The organism is Amycolatopsis deserti (genome assembly GCF_014653945.1).
Classification (GTDB): Bacteria; Actinomycetota; Actinomycetes; order Mycobacteriales; family Pseudonocardiaceae; genus Amycolatopsis_E; species Amycolatopsis_E deserti.
Window position 1 is genome coordinate 600,338 of sequence record NZ_BNAU01000001.1, and the last position, 24,328, is coordinate 624,665.

Consider the following 24,328-nt stretch of genomic DNA (forward strand, 5'->3'; position numbering starts at 1 on the left):
CTCAGGTGAGCGTCGGGGTGGTCGCGCGGTCGATGCCGGTCCACGCGAGCGCGATGGCCCCGTCGAGCAGGGCCCGCTGGGCGGTGCCGCCGACGCAGAACGCGGCGAACTCGCGCTGGTGGTTGACCGCGGGCAGTGAACCGATGCCGATGTAGGGGTGGATCGCGGGCACGACCTGGGACACGTTGCCCATGTCGGTCGAGGCGCGGTTCATCCGCGCCGCGGTGCCGGGCGGGGCGAACTCGCGGCCGAGCGCCTCGGCGTTGGCCCGGTAGGCGGCCAGCGCCATCTCGTCGGCGCGGAACTCCGCGTACGGCTTGCTTTCCGGCTCCACGCTCAGCTCGCAGCCGGTCGCCAGCGCGCCGGCCTCGAACGCGCGCATCACGCGGGGTTCCAGCTCGGCCAGTTCGGCCAGGGTCTCGGCCCGCACGTACCAGCGCCCGGTCGCGGTCTCCGGGATCGCGTTCGGAGCGTCGCCGGCGTGCGTGACGACGCCGTGCACCCGCGCCGAGGCCGGGAGCTGCTGGCGCAACAGTCCGATCGCGACCTGCGCGACGGTGAACGCATCGGCGGCGTTGATCCCGGCCTCGGGGTAGGCCGCGGCGTGGGCGGACTTGCCGGTGTAGGTGATCTTGGAGTGGCTGACCGCGAACGGGCGGGCCTCGGCGACGTCGACCGGCGCCGGGTGCACCATCATCGCCAGGTCCGCGCCGGTGAACGCGCCGCGGTCGAGCATCTCGATCTTGCCGCCGCCGCCCTCCTCGGCCGGGGTGCCGTACACCTCGACGGTGATCCCGGCATCGTCGGCGACGGCGGCCAGGCCCAGCGCGGCGCCGACCGAGCTGGCGGCGATGAGGTTGTGCCCGCAGGCGTGGCCCAGGCCGGGGAGGGCGTCGTACTCGGCGCACACCGCGATCCGGGTGGGGCCGCTGCCGAACCGGGCGTGGAACGCGGTGTCCAGGCCCAGGTAGCCCGCGGTGACGTCGAACCCGGCGCGGTCGAGCAGGTCGGGCACCATCGCGGCGGCCCGGTGCTCCTCCCACGCCGTCTCGGGGTCGGCGTGCAGCCGCTCGGACAGGCGGATCAGGTCGTCGGCGTGCCCGTCGATCCGCGCACGGGCGGCGTCCTTGGCGGCCATCACAAGTCCCCGGGCACGCCGTAGGACGGGGCCGAGGCGGGGTCGAGCCCGCGTCGGACGTAGTCGTCGCGCTGCGGCAGCCAGACGTCGAGGATCTCGGCCAGGCGGTCCACCGGGTCGTCGGCCCAGTCCACCCGCAGATCGGTGACCGGCCAGTCCACGCCGGCCACCACGACCAGGCCGGCCGAACGCACCGGGCCTTCCTCACCGCCGGCCGCCACCGCCGCCCGCAGCGCGGCCAGCAGGCGCTGTTCCAGCTCGCCGCCCGCCGCGGTGAACGCGTCGATCATCACCCCGGGGATGTGTTCGCCGGCGAGCATGTTCCCCGCCGCGACCGCGCCGTCGGCGGTGGCCGTGGCGTGCGTGCCCAGGGTGCGGGCGCCGCTGTAAGCGAACCCCGGGCCGGTGCGGCCGAGCACCGTCAGCTGCCGGTAGCCGATGTCCGCCGCCGCACCGGCCACTTCGGACAGTGCCCGCCCGGCGTCGCCGTGGTCGGCCAGGCGGTCCAGCAGCCGGGTGCCCAGCCGCGGGTCGGTGACGTTCTGCGAAGCGGCCGCGCCGACGCCGGGCCGCAGGTGCGCGACGCGCGCCACCACCGCCGGGCTGGAGGAGCTGGCGACGACGCCGAACCGGTCGCCGTCGCGGGCCACGAGGGAAAAGGTCACCGTTCCTCCTCCGGGATCACCGCGATCGCGTCGATCTCGCACAGCCACTCCGGGCGGGCCAGCGCGGAGACCACCACGCCGGTCGAGATCGGGTGCACGCCCCGGGTCCAGCGGCCCACCACGCGGTACACCGCTTCCCGGTAGCGCGGGTCGATCAGGTAGATCGTGAGCTTGACCAGGTGCTCCATCCGGCTCCCGGCCTCTTCCAGGAGCATCTTGATGTTCGCCATCGCCTGCTCGGCCTGGGCCGCGGCGTCCCCGATGCCCACCGATTCGCTGGTGTCCAGGTTCTGCCCGATCTGCCCGCGCACGTAGACCGTGCCGTTCGCGACGACGGCCTGGCACAGGTCGTTGGCGAGGTTCTGCTCGGGATAGGTGTCACGGGTGTTGAACGGGCGGATCCGTTTGTGCGTGGTCACGGGGATCAGCGTGACCGGCCTCGCAGCTTCTGTCCAACAGATGTTTTAGCACCACTGCATCGAAACCGTTGATGCCAGAGTTATCGCGAAAACAGATGTCCAAGGCCAACAACATCTGTTGGACAGGAAATCTCGCGGCCTCCAGGATTCGGTGAGGCGTACACAACCGAGGTGGAGGTCTGGATGTCGAGCCGAGAGGTGGAGGTCCTCGTCGTGGGCGGGGGCCAGGCCGGGCTGGCGATGAGTGAGCACCTGAGCGAGGCCGGGGTGCCGCACCTCGTCCTGGAGCGGCACCGGATCGCCGAGCGCTGGCGCACGCAGCGGTGGGACTCGCTGGTGGCCAACGGCCCCGCGTGGCACGACCGCTTCCCGGGACTGGAGTTCGGCGACCTGGCCCCCGAGGAGTTCGCGTCCAAGGACCAGATCGTCGGCTACTTCGAGGCCTACGCGGACAAGATCGCCGCGCCGGTCCGCACCGGGGTGGAGGTGACCTCGGTGCGCAGGCACACCGGACGGCCCGGCTTCCGCGTGGAGACCTCCGACGGGCCGCTCGACGCGCGGTTCGTGGTCGCCGCGACCGGGCCGTTCCAGCGGCCGGTGATCCCGCCGATCGTCCCGGACGGCGCCGGCCCGGTGCAGATCCACTCCAGCTCGTACAAGAACCCGGAGCAGTTGCCCGACGGCGCAGTGCTCGTGGTCGGGGCCGGCTCGTCCGGGGTGCAGATCGCCGAAGAGCTGCACCGGTCCGGGCGGCGCGTGTACCTCTCGGTCGGCCCGCACGACCGGCCGCCCCGCCGGTACCGCGGGCGCGATTTCTGCTGGTGGCTCGGGGTCCTGGGCAAGTGGGACGCCGACACCCCGCCGCGCGGCGCGGAACACGTCACGATCGCCGTCAGCGGCGCCCGCGGCGGGCACACGGTGGACTTCCGCGCGCTGGCCGCGCTGGGCGTCAACCTCGTCGGCATGACCAGCTCGTTCGACGGCGGCATCCTCCGGTTCGCGCCGGACCTGGGTGCCAACATCGCCCGCGGCGACGCGAACTACCTGGCGCTGCTCGACGAGGCCGACGCCTTCGTCGAGCGCAACGGCCTGGACCTGCCCGAGGAGCCGGAGGCCCGCGAACTCGGCCCCGACCCGGCGTGCGTCACCGACCCCACCCTCGAACTCGGCCTCGCCGCCGCCGGGGTCACCTCGATCGTGTGGGCGACCGGGTTCGCCGTCGACTACAGCTGGCTGCAGGTCGACGCGCTCGACGAGAACGGCGGGCCGCGGCACCGGCGCGGCGTGTCCACCGAGCCGGGCGTGTACTTCCTGGGCCTGCCGTGGCTGGCGCGGCGCGGGTCGAGCTTCATCTGGGGCGTGTGGCACGACGCGAAGTTCGTCGCCGACCACATCACCACCCAGCGCGGCTACCTACGGCAGTGAACCGTCCGGGTGCGCGTAGAGGTCGCGGCACAGCTTGACGAACTCCTGCGACCGCCGGGTCAGGCGCACGCCGCGCATCCACGCGACGACGATCTCCAGCGGATCGACGTCGTCGGTCACCGTGAGCGGGACGGCGCGCGCCCCCGCGTAGGTCGTGTCCACCGGCGGGCGCTGGTTGAGCACGGCGAACCCGTGGCCGTGCGCGACGAGGGCGCGCACGGTTTCGTAACCGCTGGTGCGGTGGCGGATCACCGGCTCGACGCCGGCGTCGCGCAGCACCGACTGCAGGTATTCGCGGCTGTTGGGCAGATCGAGCAGCACCATGGGCTCGCCGGCCAGCTGCGCCAGCGACACCGTGCCGCCCTTGCTCCTGGCGAGCGGGTGGTCCGGCGCCACCAGCACGTAGGGCGGCGCGGTGTCCACGACGACGTGCTCGATGTCGTCGTCGAGGTCGTAGCCGTACAGCAGCGCGACCTCGCACTTGCCGGCCCGCAGCGCCGTCTTCAGCGCGGAGTGCTCGCCCTCGCGCACCGACACCCGCACCTGCGGATGGCGTCGCTCGAACTCGGCGAGCAGGCTGGGCAGCCGGAACGGCGCCAGCGTCGAGAAGCAGCCGACCGTCAGCGACCCGACGAGCTCGGTGCCGGCCTGCCGCGCCGCTTCGACGAGTTCGGCGCCGTGGGCGAGGAAGTCCAGCACCCGCTGGTGGAACTCCTTGCCCGCGGTGGTGAGGCTGAGCCCGCGCGCGTGGTGACGCAGCATCAGCTGCACGCCCAGCTCACGCTCCAGCTGCGCGATCGCGGTCGACACCGCCGACTGCGACACCATCAGCTCCCGCGAGGCGGCGGTCATGCTCAGGTGCCGGGCCGCCGCCTCGAAGTACCGCAGCTGGACGAGGGTGAAGGAGGGCTCGCTCACCGCGTCATCCTGCCTCGCCGCCCCGGGCCCCGCCACGCCCGGGGCCTTGCGGCACCGTCCACACCGGATCAGGGCGGCCGTCGCGTGGGGGCAGGAACGAGAACGCCTATCCCACGGCGGTGGCGATCACGTCCAGCGCGGACCGCGGGGCCCGGCCGAGTAGATCGGCCAGGTCGCCGCCGGTTTCGGCCAGGAAACCGGCGGCGATGACGGAGTAGGTGGAGACCACGATCGGGATCTGCCAGCCCGGGACACCGGCGGTGGTGAGCGCCTCGCGGAGCTGGGCCAGTGTGCCGGGCTCGTAGACGACGTCCTTTCCGGTTGCCTCGGCCACCGCGCGGGCGATGTCGGCGCCGCCGATGGCGTGCTCGCCGACCAGTTCGTAGATCTTGCCACCGTGGCCGCCTGGCTTGGCCACGATCTTGGCGGTGACGTCCGCGAGGTCCTCCCGGGCCACCGCGGCCAGCCGTCCCTCCCCGAGCGGGCCCGTGAACCTGCCGGTGGCCGCGGCCTCTGCCGCACCCGGGATGCTCATCTCGGCGTAGATGCCGTTGCGCAGGATCGTCCAGTCCGCACGGCCGGCCATCAACCGGCGCTCCGTCCAGCGATGCGGAAGCGCGAACGCGAGGTGGTCCCCGGCCGCGGACAGACTCGTGTAGACGATGTGGCCGACCCCGGCCTGCTCCGCGGCGTCGATGGCGGCCCCATGGCGGGCGATGACCACGTCGTCTTCCGCATATCCGGCCGAGATGAGCAACAACACCTCCGCGCCCTCGAACCCCTTCGTCAGACTCGCCGGGTCGTCGAAGTCGACAAGGCGTGTCGGCACGTTCACCGCCAGCTGATGCGGAGTCCTGCTCCCCGCCCACACGCCCTCGTTCTCGGTCAGGCGCTCCAGCACAAGGCTTCCCAGCCCACCCGACGCACCGGTCACCAGGATCAACGCTGCCCCCTCGATATGGTTCTCTTCGGTAACCGCTCCAGTGTCGGCCGCTGCCGGGCGGAGCGTAAGGAGGCACGTCAATGTCGGTGAGGCACACCGGGGTAACCACCGATCCCGTCATCGTCCGTGACGACGAACAGGCGGCCTGCGATGTCCGGGAGGTCCTGGACCGCATCGGCGACAAATGGACGGTGCTGGTGATCAACGAGCTGGCGCACGGCGTACGCCGCTTCCGGCGACTCCAGCGGGACGTCCCGGGCATCTCCCAGCGCATGCTGACCCTGACCCTCCGCCGCCTGGAACGGGATGGCCTGGTGGTACGCACCGTCTATCCGACCGTTCCGGCGCGCGTCGAGTACGCGCTCACTCCCACTGGTCACAGCCTCACATCCGTACTGAAAGCCGTCGCCGACTGGGCGGCGGAGCACCGCCACACCGTGATCGAGTCCCGCGCCCGCTGGGACAGCGGGACAGGAGCGCCTGGTCCCGGTGTGGACGCCTAGGGCCTGTCCTCAAAGTCGGTGATTCGACCGGGTTGATCCCGGCCGGGCAGGGTTCTGGCCGACAAGGGCTACTCCACCGGAGCATGAGCGACCTGGCCACACTGCTCATCTGGCTTTGCGGACAGGCCCTGGAACTCACGCGCCCAGGGCGGCCAGCACCAGCGCGGTGATCTCCGCCCGGTGCGCCGGGCTGTCCTGCCACCGCAGGCGGCGGCCGGCCTCGAAGACCACCCCGAAACCGGCGTGAACCAGTACCCGCGCCTGGCGCGAGTCCAGGTCCGGGCGCACCGACCGCAGCTGCTGCTCCCACACCGCGATGTGCTCGCGCTGCGCGGCGACCAGCGGCCGCCGCAGGGTGTCCGGCAGCCCGGCGATCTCGGCGTTGGCGACCGTGGTCAGCGCGTGGTAGGTGAAGCTGTACGCCACATACGTCGCCGCCAGCGTGGCGAGCGCGTCCCGTGGGCCGGTCACCCCGCGCAGGTTGTGGTCCACCGCCTGGGTGAGCAGTCCGGCCGCCTGCAGGCACGCGGCCGCGAGGATGTCGGCTTTGCCGGGGAAGTACCGGTACAGCGCGGACGGGACCAGTCCCACGGCCTCGGCGATCCGGCCGTTGGTGACGGTGGCGAACCCGTCGCGCTCGAACAGCGGCACCGCCGCCGCGAGGATCTGCGACCGGCGGGTCCGGGGCACGGGCTGGACGGGGAGTTCGACCAGCCGCGGGCTCTCGACCGCGCCGCTCGCCACGACCCGCAGGGCAGCCGCCCGCAGCACGTCCTCGAGCCGCCGCTGGGCGATCGAGGTGTGGTGCATCGTGATCGACCCGATCGCCCCGAGCGCCGCCACCGCTCGCAGGTGCTCCCCGGGCAGCGGGTGTTCCCGCCGCACCGCCTCCGCCACCCGCCCGGCCACGCGGTCGAACTTCCCCCGCAGCACCCGGCGGTCGTCCCGGTCGAGGTAGCGGGCCTCCCACCGGTAGACGCCGCCGGAGGCGCGGTGGGCGACCGTGACGCGGGTGACGGCGGCGAGCACGTCGGCCAGCGGCGCCTCCGCGGGCACCTCGTCGAGCGTGCGCACCAGCCGGTCGGCCATCACGTTCGCGCACTCGGCGAACAACGCGTACTTGTTCGGGAAGTGCCGGTACAGGGCAGCGGCGGTGATGCCCACGCCGGCGGCGATCTCCTCCATCGACGCCGCGTGGTAGCCGCGCTCGCTGAACACCCGCCCGGCTGCTTCCACGATGAGCTGCCTGCGGTTGCGCGGCCGCACGGCCGCGGTCGGCTCGGCGGTCACAGCGGCGCGGACGGACGCGGGAACTGGGCCATGCGCGCCAGTCAACCACCACGTCTTGCCGACGGCGTGCCCACCTCGATATGTTAATCGGAAATCTCCCCTGGAACCAGCAGACACCGCACCATACCTACCAAGGAAGCTAGGTAAGTAAATGAGCGATCTCAACCGAAGGCGAGCACTGTCGCTGGGCGTCGCACTCGGACTGGCCGGCGCGGCGAGCGCCACCGCCCCGGCGTGGGCGTGGTCCCCGGCGAGCTCGGTCGCCGGCACCGGCTCGGGCGCCGACCCGTGGTGGGTCTGGGACGACGAGGTGGACACCCTGGTCGCCGGGCTCTTGGCCGCCGGCCGGATCCCCGCGGTCAACACGGCGCTGGCGTCGTGGGTGAACAACCGCGACCCGCTGCCGTCCGGCCTGCCCGCCGAACTGTCGGCCTACCTGCGGAAGGTCAACCGGTTGCCGTCCTGGGCCGACCCGGTCAAGCTGCGCCGCGCCGCGGACTTCAACCGGCGCAAGGACACCTACCTGTTCATGCTGTACGGCCTGGGCAGCGGCATCATGAGCACGGTGATCCCGCGCGAGGCCAAGTCGGTGTACTGGTCCGCGGGCGGCGCCGACATGAAGGACCGCGCGGCCAAGACGTTCACCTTCGGCTACGACCTCAGCGACCTCGACGCGTTCGAGCCGTCGGGCCAGTTCGTGGTCACCGCCAACAAGACGCGCCTGGTGCACGCCGCGGTGCGGCACCTGCTGCCGCAGTCGCCGCACTGGACGGCGGTCGCCGACGAGCGGATCCCGATCAGCAACGGCGACATCCTGATCACCTTCCACAGCCTGGGCACCTTCGTGCACCGCAAGCTGATCGAGTGGAAGGTCCCGATGTCGGCCGCCGACGAGGAGGCCTTCCTGCACTCCTGGCAGGTCGCCATCCACCTGCTCGGGGTGCGGGAGGAGTTCATCCCGAAGACCTGGGCCGACGCGGACGCGCAGTCCGCGCAGGTGCTCACCCCGCTGCTCGCGCCGACGTTCGAGGGCCACGAGCTGGCCGAGGACCTGCTCGGCCTGACCGCGCAGGTCGACCTCGGCGTCACGCGCGGCTTCCTCAACGAGTTCGTGCGGTACGTGCTCAGCGACGAGATCGGCGACTGGCTGAACCTTCGCCGCGACTACGCCGCGGCCGGCCTGATCCGCGCCGGGTGGCCGGCCTACATCGCCTTCCGCGAGGGGCTGCTGCCGGTCGCCCCCGCCGGGTTCTACCTGTTCGACCAGTTCGTCCGCGCGCTGGCGATGCTGTTCCTGAACAACGGCAGATCCCCGGTGACGACCCCGATCACCATCCCCACCGGGAACCGGCCCGGGTCGTGAACCCCCGTGGGGCGGCCCGGCGGACCGCCCCACGGCGCCGGTCAGTCCAGCAGGTCCTCGATCCGGATCGGGATGTGCCGGACCCGGATGCCGGTGGCGTTGTGGATGGCGTTGGCGACCGCCGCGGCCACGCCCACGGTGCCGATCTCGCCGAGGCCCCGCGCGCCGAGGTCGTTGTGCAGCGTGTCCGGGTACTCCACGAAGTGCACGTCGATGTCCGGGATGTCGGCGTTGACCGGGATCAGGTAGCCGGCGAGGTCGGCGTTGGCGAGCCGCCCGCCGGCCTCCACCTCGAAGCCCTCGTGCAGCGCCGCCGACACGCCCCAGATCATGCCGCCCTCGAGCTGGCTGCGCGCCGCCCGCTCGTTGATGATCCGGCCGCCGTCGAAGACCCCGAGCATGCGCGACACGCGGGCCTCGCGCGTGAGGCGGTGCACGCGAACCTCCACGAACTGCGCGCCGAACGAGCTGAACGAGTGCTTGGTCAACTCCTCGCCGGGCGCCGACGAGCCGACCGCCGTCAGGCTGGGGCGGCCCACCGCGCGCAGCACCTCGCCGAAGGTCATCGACCGGCCCTCGCCGTGGACGCGGCCGTCGGCGTAGGTGACCTCCTCGCCGGCGAACGGGGCGCCCGGGGCGGAGGCCACCGCGAGCAGCTCGTCGATCACCTGGGACGCGCCGGCCATGATCGCGGTGCCCGCGCTGGCCGTGGCGGTCGAGCCTCCGGACATCCCGCCGGGCGGCAGCGCCGAGTCGCCAAGGCGCGGCGTGATCCGCCCGGGCGCGATGTCCAGCGATTCCGCGCCCACCAGGGACAGCACGGTCAGCAGGCCGGTCCCGGGGTCCGCCCCGCTGGTCTGGATGTCGGCGGTGTCGTCCGCGTTGAGGGTGACCCCGACTGAGGCGGGGAACCGGAGCGCGGGGAACATCGCCACGGCCATGCCCATGCCGACGAGCCAGTCGCCGTCGGTGCGTCCCCGCGGCCTGCGTTCGGCCCATCCGAACCGCTCCGCGCCGATGCGGAAGCACTCGTCCAGGTGCTTGCTCGACCACTGCAGGTCCCGGCCGGGCGGTGCGAGCGAGTTGTTCCGCCGCCGCAGCTCGATCGGGTCCATGCCGAGCGCGTCGGCCAGCTCGTCCATCGCGCTCTCCAGCGCGAACGACCCGGGCGCCTCGCCGGGCGCGCGCATGAACGTGGTCGGCGGGAGGTGCAGCGGCACGATCCGCTGGCTGATCGACAAATTCCGCGTCGCGTACCACTCGCGGGACGTGCCGTGCGAGGTCGGCTCGACGAACGACCGGGCGGGATCGGTGCCGCACCACGAGTCGTGCCGCAGCGCGACGAGCGTGCCGTCCCGTTCCGCGCCCAGCGTGATCCGCTGCACCGTCGCCGCCCGGCCCGCCGTCGCCGTGAACACCTGCTCCCGCGTGAGCGCCGCCTTCACCGGCCTGCCCAGCGCGCGGGACGCGGCGGCCGCCAGGAACGCCGGCGCCGAGGTGCGGGCCTTGCCGCCGAACGCGCCGCCCACGAACGGGTTCACGGCCCGCACCGCCGACGGGTCCAGCCCCAGCGCCGTGGCCAGCTCCACGGCCTGCAGGTTGGCGGCCTGGTTTCCACTGTAGACGGTGAGCGCGCCGTCGGCCCACACCGCGACGGCCGAGTGCGGCTCCATCGGGGTGTGGTGCTGCGCTGCCGTGCGGTAGGTCGCGTCGACGACCACCGGGCTGGCGGCGAACGCGTCCTCGATCGAGGTGACACCGTCCTCGAGCACCGTGAGCGTCGGCGGAGCGTCCACGTGCCCGGGCGCGGCCTCGATGGCGGTGTCCAGCCCGTCTTCCAGCGACGTCAGCGCGGGCAGCTCGCGGTAGGCGACCTCGACCAGCGCGGCGGCGTCCCGCGCCTGTTCGAACGTCTCCGCCACGACGAAGCCGATCGGCTGGCCGACGTAGGTGACCTCGGTGTCGCGCAGGGGAACCCACGTCTCGCCGAACATCGGCGTGATCACCGGGTTCAGCACGAGCGGGTCGAACGGCGAGTACACCCCGAGCACGCCCGGGGCGCTCTTCGCCGCGGTGACGTCCATGCTCTCGATCTCGCCGTGCGCGATCGTGCTGACCACGACGTAGCCGTACACCATGCCGGGGAAGTTGTGGTCCAGCGCGTACTTCGCGCCACCGGTGACCTTCAGCGGCGCGTCCAGCCGTGCGGGCATCAGCGGCTCCCCTCGGTGACTTCGAGCAGGGCGCGGACGATCGTCCGCGGCAACAGGGACAGCTTGAAAGCGTTGTCCGCCAGCGGCTTCGCGCCCTCGACCGCGAGCGCGGCCGCGGCCGTGAAGGACTCCTCCGTGGCGGGTTTCCCGCGCAGCGCCGCCTCGACGGCGGTGAGCCGCCACGGCACGGTGGCCACCCCGCCGGCCGCCACCCGGGCGTCGGCGACGACCCCGTCCCGCACGTCCACGGCGACCGCGGCCGAGCACAGCGCGAACTCGTAGGACTGCCGGTCGCGCACCTTGACGTAGGTGGACCGCGCGGCCCAGTCCAGCCGCGGCACGACGACCTCGGTGATCAGCTCGCCGGGCCGCAGATCGTGTTCGGCCTGCGGGGTGTCGCCGGGCGTGCGGTAGAAGTCGGTGAGCGCGACGACGCGCTCGCCGCCGGGCCCGGCCAGCCGGACCGAGGCGTCCAGCGCGACGAGCGCGACCGCCACGTCGCTGGCGTGCGTGGCGACGCACGCCTCGCTCGTGCCGAGCACCGCGTGCATCCGGTTCGCGCCGGTGATCGCGGGACAGCCGCTGCCCGGGTCGCGGCGGTTGCACGGGGTGGACACATCCCGGAAGTACGTGCACCGCGTCCGCTGCATCAGGTTGCCGCCGATGCTCGCCATGTTGCGCAGCTGCTGGGACGCGCTGAGCAGCAACGCGCGCGAGATCGCCGGGTACACACCGGGGTGCGCGGCGATGTCGGCCATCCGCTCCAGCGCGCCGATCCGCAGCCCGTCGCCGGTGTCGATGCCGCGCAACGGCAGCCCGTTGATGTCCAGCACCTGCCGCGGGGTCAGGACGTCGAGCTTCATCAGGTCGACCAGCGTGGTGCCGCCGGCCAGGAAGGTGCCGGAAGTGCCCAGCGCGTCGGCGACGGTCGCCGGGGCGGTCAGCTCAAAGGGTCGCATCGGCCCTCCTCGCGCGCTCCACGGCCCGGACGATGTTCGGGTACGCCGAGCAGCGGCAGAGGTTGCCCGACATGAACTCCCGGACGTCCTCGACGTCCTGTTCGACGGCGGCCACCGCGGACATGATCTGCCCGGGCGTGCAGAAGCCGCACTGCAGCGCGTCCTGCTCGGCGAAGGCCCGCTGCACGGGGTGCGGTCCGTCCCCTGTGGACAGTCCTTCCACGGTGGTGACCGGCTCGGTCACGGTGGCGGCGAGCGTGAGGCAGGACAGCACGGGCCGTCCGCCGACGTGCACCGTGCAGGCGCCGCACTGGCCGCGGTCGCAGCCCTTCTTGGGACCGGTGATGCCGAGCCGTTCGCGCAGCGCGTCCAGCAGCGTCACCCCGGGGTCGATGCTCAGGTCGGCGGGGTCGCCGTTCACTTCGAGTGAGATGTCCACGGAAAACTCTTCCCTGAGAGCGTGGTGGGGCCGGGAAACCGGATCGGATACTTATCCGCTAGAGCTGCGGTCGACGGTATCGGATTACAATCCGCTTCGCAACGAACAGTACTCCCGGAGCTGCTCCAAGTGACCGGGTTACGGTGGTCCGGCACCAGGAGAGGGAGGCGCCATGACGACGGGTTCGGTCAGCCCACGGCGTGCCGACACCCGGCGCAACCACGAGCGCATCCTCGCCGTCGCAGCGCGGACCCTCGCCGAGACGGGCGAGGTGTCGTTCAACGCGATCGCGAAACGGGCCGGGGTCGGGGTGGGCACGGTGTACCGGCACTTCCCGGCACCGGCGGACTTGATCCTGGCGGTGTACGACCGCGAGGTGCGGCACTTGGTGGATATCGTGCCGGAGCTGCTGGCGCGCACCGGCCCGGACGAAGCCTTCCGCACCTGGGCGACGGGCCACCTGGCGCCCTACATGATGACCAAGCGCGGCCTGGCGAAGGCACTGGCCGCGGCCACGGCGCAGCGCGGGACGCTGCCGGCCGGCGCCGTGCAGTCCATCAGGGAGGCGATGGACGCACTTCTGAAAGCGAACATCGAGGCAGGCCTGGTGCGGCCGGAGATCGACGGGGAGACCGTGATGCGCGGCCTGCTGGGCCTGCTCTACCTCGACCCGGATGGCGACTGGCAGCGGCAGAGCGCCGACCTGATCGACCTCGTGTGGCGCGGCATCCGCGCGGACTGACGCGTTTGTGTGAAAACCGGCCCGCGTAGGTGCCCCCGTCCTCTAAGGTTCACTGGCGGCCCGCGTCGAGCGGGTGTCCCTGGGGGAGAGGTGTCCACGCATGCGGCGAACTCTGGCGACCGTCCTGTGCCTGCCGGTTCTGGTGACGGCCGGCGCTTGTGGTGGTTCGGACGGTCCGGCGACGGGGCTGACCACCTCGGCCACCGCCGCGCCCGGATCCACGTCCGCCACGCCCGCGGCCAAGACCGCTGACCCGCCGACGGCGTTCGACGTCGCCGGCGCCGTCGCGCTGCCCAGCACCGCGCTGCGCGCCAACGTGGCCGGCTCGGTGGTGTCGAAGTTCGCCGCCTTGCGCGACCGCACCGCCTACATCGTCACCCCGACGGAGCTGACCGCGGTGGACGTGCTGACCGGGCAGCAGAAGTGGACCGTCCCGATCGACGGCGAGCCCGGCGACCCGCACGGCCAGAGCGGGCCGTTCGTCAACCCGACCGGCCCGCGTCCACCCGTGGTCACCGGCGACCTGGCCGTCGCCGCCGTCCCGGTCGTCATCCCGGAGAAGGGCACGACCCCGGCCTCGGTCGCGTTGTCCGTCGTCGCCGCCGAGCCCGGCAAGGGCACCAAGAAGTGGCAGGTGGACGTCCCGGTGTCGGACGACCCCTACGCCGACGCCGGCAACGCGGTCACCCAGGTCGTCGCGGTCACCGGCGGCGCCGTGATCGCCAGCTACGGCAAGCAGGACGACCACCTCACCGTCGCGCTCGACCCGGCCAGCGGACGGACCCTGTGGACCCGGCAGGACTACGAGGCCGGCAGCGTCCACGGCGACATCGTCGTCGGCACCGACTACAACGTGCCCGAGAACTCCTCGATGACCCAGGCCACCGCCCTCGACGTGACCACCGGCGGGCAGAAGTGGGTCGCCGCGCGCGAATCCAGCCAGCTCACGATGATCCCCGCCGACCCGGCGCTGGTCGTGGTCAACCGCACCGACTACGGCACCGGCCACCCGTTCCTGCTGTTCCTCGACCCCGCCACGGGTGCGGAGAAGGTCAAGCTCGAAGGCGAGGGCGGGTTCGGCTCGCGCGCCTACGGGGAATGCCTCTACGACGAGCAGTCCGTGCTGCTGTGCCAGCAGGACGACGTGCTCACCGGCTACGACGCCCGGACCGCGGCGAAGCTGTGGAGCCTGCCCGACGAGGCGGCCAACCGGGTCGCGCCCGGCAGCGTGACCGCCGCCTGGCACGGCGCGGTCTACGGCACCACCGCCGGCGGTCAGCCCCTCGTGCTGGACGCCGCGACCGGCAAGGACCTGTCCACCGAACCCGGCGTCGTTCCGGTGCTCGTGAGCGAGTACGCCGGCATCGGCGTCGACGACGACGGCACGCCCACCGCGTATCCGGTCAAGGGCTGAGCACACCGGAAATCCCGGTGACGATGGCCGTCGGGGAGTCCTACGTCGAGCGCCCGCCGTCGCCCGGTTTGGCGGGGGTGGTGCGCACGGTGTGGATCCAGCGCACGGGTGACGCGCCGTACGTGCAGCGGCACTTGCCCACGGGCGGAGTCGAGATCCACTGCCCGCTCGGTGGCCGTCCGCGGCTGCTCGGTCCGCTCACCGGCCCGGAGATCGAGGTCATCCCGCCGCACACGACCCTGGTCGGGGTGCGGTTCCGCCCGGGGACCGCGCCGCCGTTGCCGACGGCGCTCGACGACCTGGCCGACCGGCGGGTGAGCCTGGCCGAGCTGTGGGGACCGCGGGTGGACCGGCTCGTGGAGGCCATGGGCGGGACGCCGGAGCGCGCGCTGACGGTCCTGCGGGCCCACCTCCTGGCGGAGTTCCGCGCCGGGGGAGTGGATCCCCTGGTGCGTGCGGCCGCGTCGGCGCTGATGCCCTGGCGCCCGGTCGGCATCGACTCCCTCGCCGCGCACCTGGCGCTGTCCACCAGCCAGCTGCGGCGGCGCTGCCTGCGGGCGGTCGGCGTGGCACCCAAGGTGCTGCAGCGGACGTTGCGGTTCCAGGGGTTCCTCGCGCTCGCCCAGGCGGGAGCCACGGCGACGGGGAGGCGGGGCGCGGACGGCATGGCGGGCCTGGCGGTCGACGTGGGCTACGCCGACCAGGCGCACCTCAGCCGGGAATGCGTCCGCCTCACCGGTCTCACCCCGCGCGAACTCCTCGGCGGCGACGTCGAGCGCTGCGGGTGCGGCCACGACCACTCGGCGTCCTACCGGCCCTTCCTCGCCGGGCGCGGCCGTGCGCGATTCGTTCAAGACCCGGCGCCGCGCCGACCCTAGTGTCGGTGCCGGGTTCGGCAGCGAAGGAGAGCGATGAGCAAGGTCCTCGTCACCGGCGGGCTGGGCATGATCGGCGCCCACACCGCCCGCGCACTCGCCGACCTCGGACGGGACGTGGTCGTCACCGCGCACCGCCGGGCCGAGGTGCCGTCGTTCCTCGCCGGCGAGGTCGCCGTGGAATCCCTCGACGTCACCGACGCCGAGGCGTTCCTCGCCCTCGGCGGACGGCACGACATCGCCGACATCGTCCACCTCGCGGGCAGCATCCCCGGTGACGACCCGGTCGCCTTCTTCCGCACCGACACCACCGGTCTGCTCAACGCGCTGACCGCCGCCCGCGCGTGGGGCGTGCGCCGGTTCGCCGTCGCGAGCAGTCTCGGCGTCTACCTCGGGCGGCCCGAGATCCCGTGGCACGAGGACCTGGCGCTGCCCGCCGCCGAGGTGCCGCACCTGATCATCGCGTTCAAGAAGGCCGTCGAGCCGCTCACCACGCACAGCCTGCGGGGCAGCGGCGTCCAGCCGGTGGTCCTGCGCATCGGGAGTGTCTGGGGGCCGCTGATGGACCCGGAGTCGCCGTTCAACCCGATCCCGCCGTACATCAGCGCGGTGCTCCGCGGTGAGCAGCCGCCGCCGCTGCACGCCGACGACGGCGGCGACAGCTGCTACGCACCCGACGCCGGGCGCGCGATCGCGTTGCTGATCACCGCGGAGACGCTGCGCCACGACACCTACAACGTGTCCCGGGGCCGGCCGTTCACCCACCGCGAGCTCGCCGGCGCCCTGGAGGCGATCAGCCCCGGCCTGCGGCTCGACCTGCGGCCCGGTGCGCGGAACGGCCCCGCCCCGTACCTGGACATCACCCGGCTGACGCGGGACACCGGCTTCACGCCCGCGTTCGACGTCGCCGCCGCGGTCGCCGACTACGTCGCCTGGCGCGGCGGCAACCCCCGCTGAAGGAGAGTGCGAATGCTCGGCCCCGACGTGCGCCGAGTCCTCGACGGCACTTCGATCGCCCACCTCGCCACTGTCCTGCCGGACGGCTCGCCCCACGCCGCACCCGTCTATGTGGGCACCCGCGGCGAGCACATCGTCTTTTTCACCGGCCCGGGGATGCAAAAGGCCCGCAACCTGCGCCGCGATCCACGGGTGGCGCTGTCCATCGCGCCGGCGGACAACCCGTTCGAGCCCGTCGTCGTGCGGGGGAGGGTGGTCGGCTGGCTCGAGGGCGACGAGGCGTGGGAGATCGTCGACCAGCTGGCCGTGAAGTACACCGGCGAGCCCTACCCCCGGGGCGACGAGCGCGTCGTGGCGCTGATCGAGCCCGGGCGGCAGCGCGTCGGGATCGGCTGACCCGTGCTCAGTGGTCGTTGTACCACTGAGCGGTGTCCTGGTAGGCGTAGGGCGTGCCGCTCTTGTAGAGGTAGATGCGGAAGTTGATGTAGGCGTTCTCCGGCAGGTTGTGCTCGTTCGCGTCGGTGGCGTCGCAGTTGCCGTTGCCACCCGCCTTGAGCGTGTAGGAGCCGCCGTTCCAGTACACGTCGAGGCCGACGGCCCACCCGTCCGATTCGATGTCGCAGACCTTGACCACGTCGCCGTACTCGGTGAAGTAGGCGACGCCTCCGGGATCCGCGTCATTGGTGTGAACCTCGTGATCGGCGGCGGCGGCTTCCGGCGCGGCCAGCACGGAGAGCGCGGTGAGCATCCCGGCGCTGACGACACCGGCGAGCTTGTGTGAGCGTTTCATTCGACCCTTCAGGTTTTCGGGAGCGGTATCGAAAGGAATGCTCGCAGGCGCGGCCCGCAGGGGAGGGACGTTTCGCTGATGCCCGGTCCGGCCCTGGGACGGCCGTGAAGCCGGGTGGTGTGCGGTTCGGGTGCGGTTGCGGTACGGAAGGCGCCGCCTCAGGAACGTTCCGTGCCTTCACCTGGAAAGAGAACCGAGCCGAACCGGAGTTCGCGCTCGCTCCTTGTCACGGGGACGTCTCGACCGCGATCGGCGCTCCGCCGGTCGTGCGGACTGAAGGCTCCGGACACGGGCGCGGAAACGCGCCGTCGGCCTGGGCAGCTCGGTCGCCGCCGAGCAGGATCTCCGTGGTGTGGCTGATGTGCCGCGCCAAGGCCTCGACAGCGGCTTCGGTGTCGCGGGCGAGCGCGAGTTCCATAAGCGTGCGGTGTTCTGCGATGACATCGCGGCCGGGGTGCCTGGAGTGCTGCTGCGACCACGAGCGGTACAGCTCCGCGGAGTCGCGCAGCGAATTCGCGATGCTCAGCAGGCGGGAGTTGCGGCAGCCGGCCAGCAGCGTGTGGTGGAAGTCGGCGTGGGCGCGTGACCAGGCGTCGCTGACCCGTTCCGGATCGTCCTGGTCGTACTGCGGAGTCCGCTCGAGCGTGTGGTGCTTCGCGACCAGATCCGATTCCCACGGCGTGTCGCCCTCGGCCAGCGACATGCGCAACACCAGGCACTCGATCGCCACGCGGGCGGCGGTGAGGTCGGTCAGGTCCTCCGCGGACAACGGCGTCACCTGGAAACCCTGGTGCGGCTGCGACCGGACGAGGTCCTGCTCGGCCAGCCGAGTCAGTGCTTCGCGAAGCACCCCCACGCCGACGCCGTACCTGGCGCCGAGTTCCGGGAACTTCAGCTTCTCGCCCGGGGCCAGCCGCCCGGCCAGGATGTCGGCCCGCATCGTCGCGAACGTGTCGTCCGCCCGGGTGCCGTGCGTGGATCGCGCCATGTTTCCACAGTAGCAGGAGAAGAGAACGTCGCAGAAACTTTCCGCTTTCTCTTGAAGTTTAGAAAGTTAGGCGGCATGCTGAGACCCGCAGCGCAGGGTGGCGCCGGCCGCCCGGCCGAGGAGGACGACGATGAAGTTGGCAAACCTGGCAGGACGAGCGGTCTTGGTGACCGCCGACGGAGCGGCTGACGTCGCCCGGGACAGCGACGGGCGCTTCGGCCCGGATCCGCAGGCGGTCCTGGAGCGTTGGGCCGAGTTCCGGGAGTGGGCGCGAAGTGCGACGCTGACTCCGCGGAGTTTCGACGAGGCGTTGCTCGGCCCGCCTGTGCCGAGGCCGCGGCAGATCTTCGCGATCGCGCTCAACTACCGGGCGCACGCGGTCGAGTCGGGCTTCGAGATCCCGGCCAAGGCCTCGGTGTTCACCAAATTCGCCTCGTCGCTGACCGGACCGGCCGGCGACATCGCCCTCGTCGACGGGAACGTCGACTGGGAAGCGGAACTGGTCGTCGTGATCGGCCGCGAGGCGCGCGCCGTGCGCGAACAGGACGCGTGGGACCACGTCGCCGGGCTGACCAACGGCCAGGACATCTCCGAGCGCACCCGGCAGCTTGCCGGGCCCGTGCCGCAGTTCAGCCTGGCCAAGTCGCACCCGGGCTTCAGCCCGATCGGGCCGTGGGTGGTCACCCCCGACGAACTGGAGAACCCGGACGACCTGGAGATCGCCTGCGCGATCAACGGCGAAGAGGTCCAGAAGAGCCGGACCTCGGACCTGATCTTCCCGGTGCCCGTGCTGATCGCACAGCTTTCCGAGGTCCTCACCCTCTACCCGGGCGACCTGATCTTCACCGGAACCCCGGCCGGCGTCGGCCTCGCCTCGAACCCCCAGCGCTACCTCGCCGCCGGCGACGTGCTGACCACCCGGACCGAGGGGCTGGGCCGGATGACCCACCGCCTCGTCGCGCCCCGGGACTGACCGGGAAGGAGACCGACCATGCGAGTCGTCGAAACCGATGTCCTCGTCGTGGGCGCCGGGCCCTGCGGACTCACGGCCGCGGCGTTCCTGGCGATGTACGGCGTCGAGGCCATCACCATCACCAAGTACCCGCGCACCGCCAACACCCCGCGGGCGCACATCACGAACCAGCGCACCATGGAGGTCATGCGCGACCTCGGCATCGAGGAACAGGTGCGTGCCGTGTCCGTCCCCAACGAGCTGATGGCCGACAACGTGTGGGCCACGAGCATGGCGGGCAAGGAGATCGCCCGGGTGAAGACCTGGGGGACGATGGTCGGCCGCAAGGCCGACTACGAGGCGGGAAGCCCGTCGGCCATGTGCAACATGCCCCAGCACCTGTTCGAACCGCTGATCCTGCAAGGCGCGGTCGACCGCGGCGCCGACGTCCGGTTCTCCACCGAACTGACCGAAATCGCCCAGGACGACACCGGTGTCACGGCGACTGTTCGGTACCGCCACACCGGCGAGACCTATCTGATCAAAGCGAAGTACGCCATCGGCGCCGACGGCGGCCGCTCGACGGTCGCCGAACAGCTCGGGTTCACGCTGGAGGGAGAAACCGGTCTCGGCTACGCGGTCAACATCTGGCTCGAAGCCGACCTCTCGCGCTTCCGCGCACACCGCCCGGGCGTGCTGTTCTGGACCGCTCAGCCGGGCAACGACTTCTGGCTCGGCTCCGGGGTCTTCATCACCGTGCGGCCCTGGAACGAATGGGTCCTGGTGTTCATGTACGACCCGGACACCGAGGAGATCGACACCAGCGAGGAAGCGATGCTGCCTCGCATCCACAAGGCCATCGGCGACGACAGCGTCCCGGTCACGATCAAGAACGTCTCGACCTGGCAGGTCAACCACGTCCTCGCCACCGAGTACCGGCGAGGACGGGTGTTCCTCGCCGGTGACGCCGCGCACCGGCACCCGCCCGCGAACGGGCTCGGGTCCAACACCTCGATCCAGGACGCCTACAACCTCGCCTGGAAACTGGCCGCGGTCCTCAAGGGCCAGGCCGGCGAAGCGCTGCTCGAGAGCTACCACCAGGAACGCCACCCGGTAGGTCGCCAGGTCGTCGACCGCGCCCTGAAAAGCGCCGACATCGTCGGCCGGGTGCCGTCCATCCTCGGCATCCGGCCGGGCCAGACCGACGAGGAAGGCTGGGCGGCGATCGACGGGTTCTTCGCCGACACCGACGACGGCCGCAGGCGACGGAAAGCTCTCGAAGACTGCCTCGACGAGAACGCATATCACTTCCACGCGCACGGCGTCGAACTCGGCCAGCGCTACACCTCGGTCGCCGTTGTCGACGACGGCACCCCGTTCCCCGCCTACACCCGCGATCCCGAGCTCTACTACCACCCCACCACCCACCCCGGCGCGTACCTCCCACACGTCTGGGTCGAACGACACGGCAAGCAAATCTCGACGCTCGACGTCGTCGGGCACGGCAAGTTCACCCTGATCACCGGCATCGGCGGCGAAGCATGGACCGCCGCCGCGGAGAAGGTCAGCGCGGAGCTGGGCGTCGAGATCGCCAGCGCACCCATCGGCTACCGGCTCGCCTTCGACGACGTGTACGGCGACTGGGCCAGAACCCGCGAGGTGACCGACGGCGGCTGCCTGCTGGTCCGGCCCGACCGGCACATCGCCTGGCGCAGCCACGACAAGGCCGACGACCCGGTCAGCGTGCTGCGCGAAGCGGCCAAGTCCGCCCTCTCCCGCACCTGAGCCCGGCCATTCATTCGATCAAGGAGGCTCGAAATGACCATCACGACCGGCACCATGACCGACGAACAGCGCAAGTCGGTAGCCCTGGAGTTCCTCAAGCGAGTCGATTCCGGCGGCAACGTCGTCGAACTCTTCGCCGACGACGCCGAGTTCTGCTTCCCGAAATACGGCATGGTCCGTGGCATCGACAAGATCCAGGAATTCTTCGGCCAGCTCGGCGGCATCATCTCGTCGATCGAGCACCACACCGCGTACTTCAACTACGTCGTCGACGGCGACAAGGTCGTCGTCGAAGGCACCAGCCACGGCACGACCGCGAACGGCGTCGAGTGGCGTGCGGGAGTCACCTCCTCCGGGCCTTGGTGCGATGTGTTCGAAATCCGCGATTTCAAGATCCAACGCCTCTTCGTCTACCTCGACCCGGACTACGCCGGCGAGGACACCGCCCGCTACCCGTGGCTCAACAAATAGACTTTCCCTTCTGCCGTAAGGATCCTTGACTCATGACGACCATGCGACCGGACGCAGCACTGTCCCGCGACGAGATCATCGCGCGCAATCTCGAGGTGGTACAAGAACACTTCCACAACGAAAACCCTGACGACGTCGACAAGGCGATCGCTCTCTACGCCCCGGAAATCTCCTGGGAAGCGCCCAACCGCGGGCTCGTGTACACCGATGCCGGCGACGTCCGCGACGCCTACATGAAGATCTTCCGCACCCTGCAGTTCCACTCGCTGACCACGTTGCGGCGCTTCGCCACGGAACAGTTCGTGTTCGACGACGCAGTCGCCGACGTGACCGTGGTCGGCGACGAGATGCCCAACCTGCCGTTCTCCGTCGGCAGCCGGATCAGCCTCCGGATCGTGCACTGCTTCGAACTCCGGGACGGCAAGATCACCAAGGAGATCGCCTACGAGATGTGGCGCGAGGACGGCGGCCCGCTCGTCAACGACGTCGTCCCGCCGGGCTCGCCGGTGGAGTACTTCCCCGAACCGGGCAACGCCGAAGGCTGACGACACGATGAACGTGGCAACTCTGCTGGCAGCCAGCGCGCTCCGGGTACCGACACGGGATGCCTGGCGCCACGGCGACCGGTCCGCGAGCTACGCGCTCGCCCGCGAGCGGATCGCGCGCCTGGCCGGAGGGCTCCAGGCGCTCGGGCTCCGTACCGGCGACCGGGTCGCCCTCGTCCTGCCGAACGGGCCCGAGCTCTTCGAACTGCTGTGGGCGACTTTCTGGGCCGGGCTGGTGACGGTGCCTCTCAACCGCCACCTGCACCCCCGCGAGGTGGCGTTCGTCCTCGCCCACTCCGGAGCGAAGGTCGTCGTCGTCGCGCCCGAAACCGAGGACGCGGCGAGCAGCGACACCACCGGCGCAACCGTGCTCCGCACCGGCTCACCGTCATACGAGGCGCTCACAGCCGGACCGCCGGTGCCTGTCGCCGAGGTCCGTCCCGAGGACGCCGCCTGGATCTTCTACACCTCAGGGACCACCGGGCGGCCGAAGGGGGCCACCCTCACCCACCGGAATCTGCTGAGCATGACGCTCAACTACTACGCCGACGTCGACCCGGTCCAGGACGATGCCGTTTTCCTCCACGCCGCTCCGCTCACCCACGGCAGCGGGATGTACCTGCTCCCCGCCGTGGGACACGGAGCGGTCAACGTGATCTCCGCGGCCGGCAGCTTCGACCCAGCCGACTACCTCGCACTCGCCGAAGCCAACCAGGTCACCCACGGAGCGTTCCTCGCACCCACGATGCTGCGCCGGCTGACCGACGAAGTCCGAGCCGGCTCCGCACCGGAGCTTCCGCGGCTGCGCAGCCTCGTCATCGGCGGAGCCGCGCTCTACCAAGAGGACCTGCAGCATGCGCTCGACGCGTTCGGCCCGGTCATCACCCAGATGTACGGACAAGGCGAGGCGCCCATGACCATCGCCGTCATGAAACCGGACCAGATTCCCCACGACAACGCACACCCCCGTCGCCGGTCCTGCGGCCGGCCGTTCACCGGCGTCGAGGTCCGGGTCGCCGACGCCGAGGGCAACGAACTGCCCGCGGGAACGACCGGGGAAATCCGGGTTCGCGGCGATGTCGTGATGACCGGCTACTGGTCCGATCCGGCCGCGACCGCCGGCGCCATCGACAACGGCTGGCTGCTGACCGGCGACGTCGGGCACGTCGACGAACACGGATTCCTGTATCTCACCGACCGGTCGAAAGACGTCATCATCAGCGGCGGCTCGAACATCTATCCCCGCGAGGTCGAAGAAGTCCTGCTCGCACATCCGGCCGTCTGCGAAGTGGCGGTCGTCGGCCTCCCCGACCCCGAATGGGGCGAGAACGTCGGCGCCTTCGTCGTGACCGACCCACGCGCCGACGTCACCGAAACAGAACTCATCGCGCACACCCGTGCGCACCTGGCGTCCTTCAAGAAGCCGAAGTCCATCACGTTCCTCGACGAGCTTCCCAAGAACGCCAACGGGAAGATCCTCAAACGCGAGCTGAGGACCATTCGCCCATCCGGCGACCTTCGACGCTGAGCTTCAGAACATCGATCGCCGTCGCAGGCCGGCCCGGTTCACACCTCCACGGCACTGTCCACCGCCGCCGGTGACGACGTCGAACTACGTTCCTCGCGGCTGATCGCTGCGAACACGCAACAGGCGATCGCTATGGTCCATATCCCGTGGAAGGCCGCCACGCAGTAAGCCGTGACAAATCCGTCCCAGGCAAACGGGCCGGTCTGCGCGAAGGAGAAGGTCTGTACGGCGTTGGGCAGGATGACCACGACTTGAGCCAAGGTGAGCCAGGCGAGCCAGCGTGGAAAAAGCGCCGGAGTATTTGCGTCCCGGAAGATGGCGATCGCCACGGCGATCAGCCAGAGAACATATGGCGGCCAGGTGTAATAATAGAGGAACCACGCGATGTCGTTGAGCGTCAACGTGATTTCGGGAGATATGTCACCAGCACGAAATGCGGTGACCGCATAGGCGATGGCCATCAGTTCGACTGCCATCGTGTTGATGGCGTTGAGGATGAGTGTGGCGAAGGTCAGGACGGGGAATCGGCGGGATTCCATTCGCCAGACCCACAGTGAGATGACGGCCGTCCACCATCCCCAGAAGGCGAAGCCGACCATCATCAGTACGCAGCCGAGCTGGATCCGGTCGGGATTTCGGCTGTATATTTCGACAATATGTGTCGCGGTCCAGGTCGCATTCTGCGGCGGCCACACCCGCGCGAGTAGCAGGCCGGCGAACATCACGGGTAGGGCGGCGAGTCCACTGAGAGCGAACCAACGTTGAGTCTTGGCGTTCAGCGCATGGGATCCGGCAACGTCGCTCATTCCACAGCACCTCTCGATCGGCTCGAGCCAGCTCGTCCGCACCCGTGCAGGGTGTGGCTGCTGACACAGCCTAGAAAGTAGATCAATCTATCTAGTGGCTGTCAACCCGGGCGAGGTCGGTTGCGTGGCTGGCTGGTGTGGCCCGGCGATGTCGGTGTCGGTAGGCGCGGCTTCAACCAGCTCGAACACTGGCGCGGAAA

The 24,328-nt window shown here is 70.9% G+C and carries 25 protein-coding genes; 13 read left to right on the forward strand and 12 right to left on the reverse strand.

Annotation, left to right across the window (positions count from 1 at the left end):
* Window position 1 precedes the first annotated feature (1 nt).
* The 3 genes from IE290_RS02910 to IE290_RS02920 are packed head-to-tail and all read right to left on the reverse strand — an operon-like array spanning window position 2 to window position 2,222.
* The gene (locus IE290_RS02910; RefSeq protein ID WP_191242920.1) at window positions 2-1,138 is read right to left on the reverse strand and encodes a M20 family metallopeptidase; all 1,137 of its coding nucleotides are present in this window, start codon (window positions 1,136-1,138) and stop codon (window positions 2-4) included.
* A complete protein-coding gene (locus IE290_RS02915) occupies window positions 1,138-1,803 on the reverse strand; it encodes a DUF1028 domain-containing protein (RefSeq protein WP_191242921.1) in 666 nt (221 codons plus the stop codon). Before IE290_RS02915 ends, IE290_RS02910 begins: the two co-directional genes overlap by 1 nt.
* Window positions 1,800-2,222, reverse strand: a complete 423-nt coding sequence (locus IE290_RS02920; RefSeq protein ID WP_191242922.1) for a RidA family protein — start codon at window positions 2,220-2,222, stop codon at window positions 1,800-1,802. Before IE290_RS02920 ends, IE290_RS02915 begins: the two co-directional genes overlap by 4 nt.
* Window positions 2,223-2,405: 183 nt before the next feature.
* Here IE290_RS02920 and IE290_RS02925 point away from each other — a divergent pair, with 183 nt between their 5' ends.
* Entirely contained in the window at window positions 2,406-3,647 is a 1,242-nt protein-coding gene (locus tag IE290_RS02925; RefSeq protein ID WP_191242923.1) for a flavin-containing monooxygenase, read from the forward strand.
* Here the strand turns inward: IE290_RS02925 and IE290_RS02930 are convergent.
* Together IE290_RS02930 and IE290_RS02935 are read right to left on the reverse strand one after the other, a co-directional pair.
* Window positions 3,636-4,565 carry a LysR substrate-binding domain-containing protein gene (locus IE290_RS02930; protein ID WP_191242924.1) on the reverse strand — a complete coding sequence of 310 codons (930 nt, stop codon included), beginning with the start codon at window positions 4,563-4,565 and terminating at the stop codon, window positions 3,636-3,638. The genes IE290_RS02925 and IE290_RS02930 overlap by 12 nt on opposite strands.
* Window positions 4,566-4,671: 106 nt before the next feature.
* Window positions 4,672-5,499: an NAD(P)H-binding protein gene (locus IE290_RS02935; protein ID WP_229874079.1), complete on the reverse strand. Its 828-nt coding sequence runs from the start codon at window positions 5,497-5,499 to the stop codon at window positions 4,672-4,674.
* An 89-nt stretch (window positions 5,500-5,588) separates the two neighbouring features.
* Here IE290_RS02935 and IE290_RS02940 point away from each other — a divergent pair, with 89 nt between their 5' ends.
* Window positions 5,589-6,011: a winged helix-turn-helix transcriptional regulator gene (locus IE290_RS02940; protein ID WP_191242926.1), complete on the forward strand. Its 423-nt coding sequence runs from the start codon at window positions 5,589-5,591 to the stop codon at window positions 6,009-6,011.
* Window positions 6,012-6,146: 135 nt separating this feature from the next.
* On the opposite strand, the gene IE290_RS02945 is transcribed toward IE290_RS02940, so the two are convergent.
* Window positions 6,147-7,301 (reverse strand): TetR/AcrR family transcriptional regulator, encoded by a 1,155-nt coding sequence (locus IE290_RS02945; RefSeq protein WP_191242927.1) that lies wholly within the window; start codon window positions 7,299-7,301, stop codon window positions 6,147-6,149.
* 151 nt (window positions 7,302-7,452) lie between these two features.
* On the opposite strand from IE290_RS02945, the gene IE290_RS02950 reads away from it, so the two are divergent.
* The gene (locus IE290_RS02950; protein ID WP_191242928.1) at window positions 7,453-8,664 is read left to right on the forward strand and encodes an oxygenase MpaB family protein; all 1,212 of its coding nucleotides are present in this window, start codon (window positions 7,453-7,455) and stop codon (window positions 8,662-8,664) included.
* A 41-nt stretch (window positions 8,665-8,705) separates the two neighbouring features.
* On the opposite strand, the gene IE290_RS02955 is transcribed toward IE290_RS02950, so the two are convergent.
* Genes IE290_RS02955 through IE290_RS02965 form a run of 3 tightly spaced genes read right to left on the reverse strand, consistent with a single transcriptional unit; the run spans window position 8,706 to window position 12,275 of the window.
* Window positions 8,706-10,877, reverse strand: coding sequence for a xanthine dehydrogenase family protein molybdopterin-binding subunit (locus IE290_RS02955; RefSeq protein ID WP_191242929.1), 2,172 nt, complete (start codon window positions 10,875-10,877; stop codon window positions 8,706-8,708).
* A complete protein-coding gene (locus tag IE290_RS02960; RefSeq protein WP_191242930.1) occupies window positions 10,877-11,836 on the reverse strand; it encodes an FAD binding domain-containing protein in 960 nt (319 codons plus the stop codon). The genes IE290_RS02955 and IE290_RS02960 overlap by 1 nt, the downstream gene beginning before the upstream one ends.
* Window positions 11,823-12,275: a (2Fe-2S)-binding protein gene (locus IE290_RS02965; RefSeq protein ID WP_191242931.1), complete on the reverse strand. Its 453-nt coding sequence runs from the start codon at window positions 12,273-12,275 to the stop codon at window positions 11,823-11,825. Before IE290_RS02965 ends, IE290_RS02960 begins: the two co-directional genes overlap by 14 nt.
* Before the next feature lie 172 nt (window positions 12,276-12,447).
* Between IE290_RS02965 and IE290_RS02970 the strand changes: the two genes are divergently transcribed.
* The 5 genes from IE290_RS02970 to IE290_RS02990 all read left to right on the forward strand — a co-directional run bounded on the left by IE290_RS02970 (window position 12,448) and on the right by IE290_RS02990 (window position 16,659).
* Window positions 12,448-13,017: a TetR/AcrR family transcriptional regulator gene (locus IE290_RS02970; protein WP_191242932.1), complete on the forward strand. Its 570-nt coding sequence runs from the start codon at window positions 12,448-12,450 to the stop codon at window positions 13,015-13,017.
* A gap of 100 nt (window positions 13,018-13,117) precedes the next feature.
* On the forward strand, window positions 13,118-14,431 hold the full coding sequence (locus tag IE290_RS02975; RefSeq protein WP_191242933.1) for an outer membrane protein assembly factor BamB family protein: 1,314 nt from the start codon (window positions 13,118-13,120) through the stop codon (window positions 14,429-14,431).
* A 23-nt stretch (window positions 14,432-14,454) separates the two neighbouring features.
* Window positions 14,455-15,309 (forward strand): DUF6597 domain-containing transcriptional factor, encoded by an 855-nt coding sequence (locus tag IE290_RS02980; protein WP_191243922.1) that lies wholly within the window; start codon window positions 14,455-14,457, stop codon window positions 15,307-15,309.
* A 33-nt stretch (window positions 15,310-15,342) separates the two neighbouring features.
* The gene (locus IE290_RS02985) at window positions 15,343-16,263 is read left to right on the forward strand and encodes an NAD-dependent epimerase/dehydratase family protein (protein WP_191242934.1); all 921 of its coding nucleotides are present in this window, start codon (window positions 15,343-15,345) and stop codon (window positions 16,261-16,263) included.
* 12 nt (window positions 16,264-16,275) lie between these two features.
* On the forward strand, window positions 16,276-16,659 hold the full coding sequence (locus IE290_RS02990) for a TIGR03618 family F420-dependent PPOX class oxidoreductase (RefSeq protein ID WP_191242935.1): 384 nt from the start codon (window positions 16,276-16,278) through the stop codon (window positions 16,657-16,659).
* A 7-nt stretch (window positions 16,660-16,666) separates the two neighbouring features.
* On the opposite strand, the gene IE290_RS02995 is transcribed toward IE290_RS02990, so the two are convergent.
* Complete coding sequence (locus tag IE290_RS02995; RefSeq protein WP_191242936.1) at window positions 16,667-17,053, reverse strand: hypothetical protein; 387 nt, start codon at window positions 17,051-17,053, stop codon at window positions 16,667-16,669.
* 226 nt (window positions 17,054-17,279) lie between these two features.
* Window positions 17,280-18,041, reverse strand: a complete 762-nt coding sequence (locus IE290_RS03000) for a GntR family transcriptional regulator (RefSeq protein WP_229874080.1) — start codon at window positions 18,039-18,041, stop codon at window positions 17,280-17,282.
* Between the two features lie 130 nt (window positions 18,042-18,171).
* Between IE290_RS03000 and IE290_RS03005 the strand changes: the two genes are divergently transcribed.
* From IE290_RS03005 to IE290_RS03025, 5 genes are read left to right on the forward strand one after another with little or no spacing between them, the layout of a single operon-like run.
* Window positions 18,172-19,014 carry a fumarylacetoacetate hydrolase family protein gene (locus IE290_RS03005; protein ID WP_191242937.1) on the forward strand — a complete coding sequence of 281 codons (843 nt, stop codon included), beginning with the start codon at window positions 18,172-18,174 and terminating at the stop codon, window positions 19,012-19,014.
* Window positions 19,015-19,032: 18 nt separating this feature from the next.
* Window positions 19,033-20,778 carry an FAD-dependent oxidoreductase gene (locus tag IE290_RS03010; protein ID WP_191242938.1) on the forward strand — a complete coding sequence of 582 codons (1,746 nt, stop codon included), beginning with the start codon at window positions 19,033-19,035 and terminating at the stop codon, window positions 20,776-20,778.
* A 33-nt stretch (window positions 20,779-20,811) separates the two neighbouring features.
* A complete protein-coding gene (locus IE290_RS03015) occupies window positions 20,812-21,249 on the forward strand; it encodes a nuclear transport factor 2 family protein (RefSeq protein ID WP_191242939.1) in 438 nt (145 codons plus the stop codon).
* Between the two features lie 32 nt (window positions 21,250-21,281).
* Window positions 21,282-21,794, forward strand: a complete 513-nt coding sequence (locus IE290_RS03020) for a nuclear transport factor 2 family protein (RefSeq protein WP_191242940.1) — start codon at window positions 21,282-21,284, stop codon at window positions 21,792-21,794.
* Between the two features lie 13 nt (window positions 21,795-21,807).
* Window positions 21,808-23,322 carry a class I adenylate-forming enzyme family protein gene (locus IE290_RS03025; protein ID WP_229874081.1) on the forward strand — a complete coding sequence of 505 codons (1,515 nt, stop codon included), beginning with the start codon at window positions 21,808-21,810 and terminating at the stop codon, window positions 23,320-23,322.
* A 38-nt stretch (window positions 23,323-23,360) separates the two neighbouring features.
* On the opposite strand, the gene IE290_RS03030 is transcribed toward IE290_RS03025, so the two are convergent.
* On the reverse strand, window positions 23,361-24,128 hold the full coding sequence (locus tag IE290_RS03030; RefSeq protein ID WP_191242942.1) for a hypothetical protein: 768 nt from the start codon (window positions 24,126-24,128) through the stop codon (window positions 23,361-23,363).
* Window positions 24,129-24,328: the final 200 nt, after the last annotated feature.

What these genes read in the sequence shown, in the direction of transcription:
- IE290_RS02955 (WP_191242929.1), bottom strand. Translation starts at nt 10,877, where the DNA reads ATGCCCGCACGGCTGGACGCGCCGCTGAAGGTCACCGGTGGCGCGAAG.
- IE290_RS02910 (WP_191242920.1), bottom strand. Translation starts at nt 1,138, where the DNA reads ATGGCCGCCAAGGACGCCGCCCGTGCGCGGATCGACGGGCACGCCGAC.
- IE290_RS03030 (WP_191242942.1), bottom strand. Translation starts at nt 24,128, where the DNA reads ATGAGCGACGTTGCCGGATCCCATGCGCTGAACGCCAAGACTCAACGT.
- IE290_RS02950 (WP_191242928.1), top strand. Translation starts at nt 7,453, where the DNA reads ATGAGCGATCTCAACCGAAGGCGAGCACTGTCGCTGGGCGTCGCACTC.
- IE290_RS03000 (WP_229874080.1), bottom strand. Translation starts at nt 18,041, where the DNA reads ATGGCGCGATCCACGCACGGCACCCGGGCGGACGACACGTTCGCGACG.
- IE290_RS02980 (WP_191243922.1), top strand. Translation starts at nt 14,455, where the DNA reads ATGGCCGTCGGGGAGTCCTACGTCGAGCGCCCGCCGTCGCCCGGTTTG.
- IE290_RS02960 (WP_191242930.1), bottom strand. Translation starts at nt 11,836, where the DNA reads ATGCGACCCTTTGAGCTGACCGCCCCGGCGACCGTCGCCGACGCGCTG.
- IE290_RS02970 (WP_191242932.1), top strand. Translation starts at nt 12,448, where the DNA reads ATGACGACGGGTTCGGTCAGCCCACGGCGTGCCGACACCCGGCGCAAC.
- IE290_RS02990 (WP_191242935.1), top strand. Translation starts at nt 16,276, where the DNA reads ATGCTCGGCCCCGACGTGCGCCGAGTCCTCGACGGCACTTCGATCGCC.
- IE290_RS02985 (WP_191242934.1), top strand. Translation starts at nt 15,343, where the DNA reads ATGAGCAAGGTCCTCGTCACCGGCGGGCTGGGCATGATCGGCGCCCAC.
- IE290_RS03010 (WP_191242938.1), top strand. Translation starts at nt 19,033, where the DNA reads ATGCGAGTCGTCGAAACCGATGTCCTCGTCGTGGGCGCCGGGCCCTGC.
- IE290_RS03020 (WP_191242940.1), top strand. Translation starts at nt 21,282, where the DNA reads ATGACGACCATGCGACCGGACGCAGCACTGTCCCGCGACGAGATCATC.
- IE290_RS02995 (WP_191242936.1), bottom strand. Translation starts at nt 17,053, where the DNA reads ATGAAACGCTCACACAAGCTCGCCGGTGTCGTCAGCGCCGGGATGCTC.
- IE290_RS03005 (WP_191242937.1), top strand. Translation starts at nt 18,172, where the DNA reads ATGAAGTTGGCAAACCTGGCAGGACGAGCGGTCTTGGTGACCGCCGAC.
- IE290_RS02975 (WP_191242933.1), top strand. Translation starts at nt 13,118, where the DNA reads ATGCGGCGAACTCTGGCGACCGTCCTGTGCCTGCCGGTTCTGGTGACG.
- IE290_RS02925 (WP_191242923.1), top strand. Translation starts at nt 2,406, where the DNA reads ATGTCGAGCCGAGAGGTGGAGGTCCTCGTCGTGGGCGGGGGCCAGGCC.
- IE290_RS02940 (WP_191242926.1), top strand. Translation starts at nt 5,589, where the DNA reads ATGTCGGTGAGGCACACCGGGGTAACCACCGATCCCGTCATCGTCCGT.
- IE290_RS03015 (WP_191242939.1), top strand. Translation starts at nt 20,812, where the DNA reads ATGACCATCACGACCGGCACCATGACCGACGAACAGCGCAAGTCGGTA.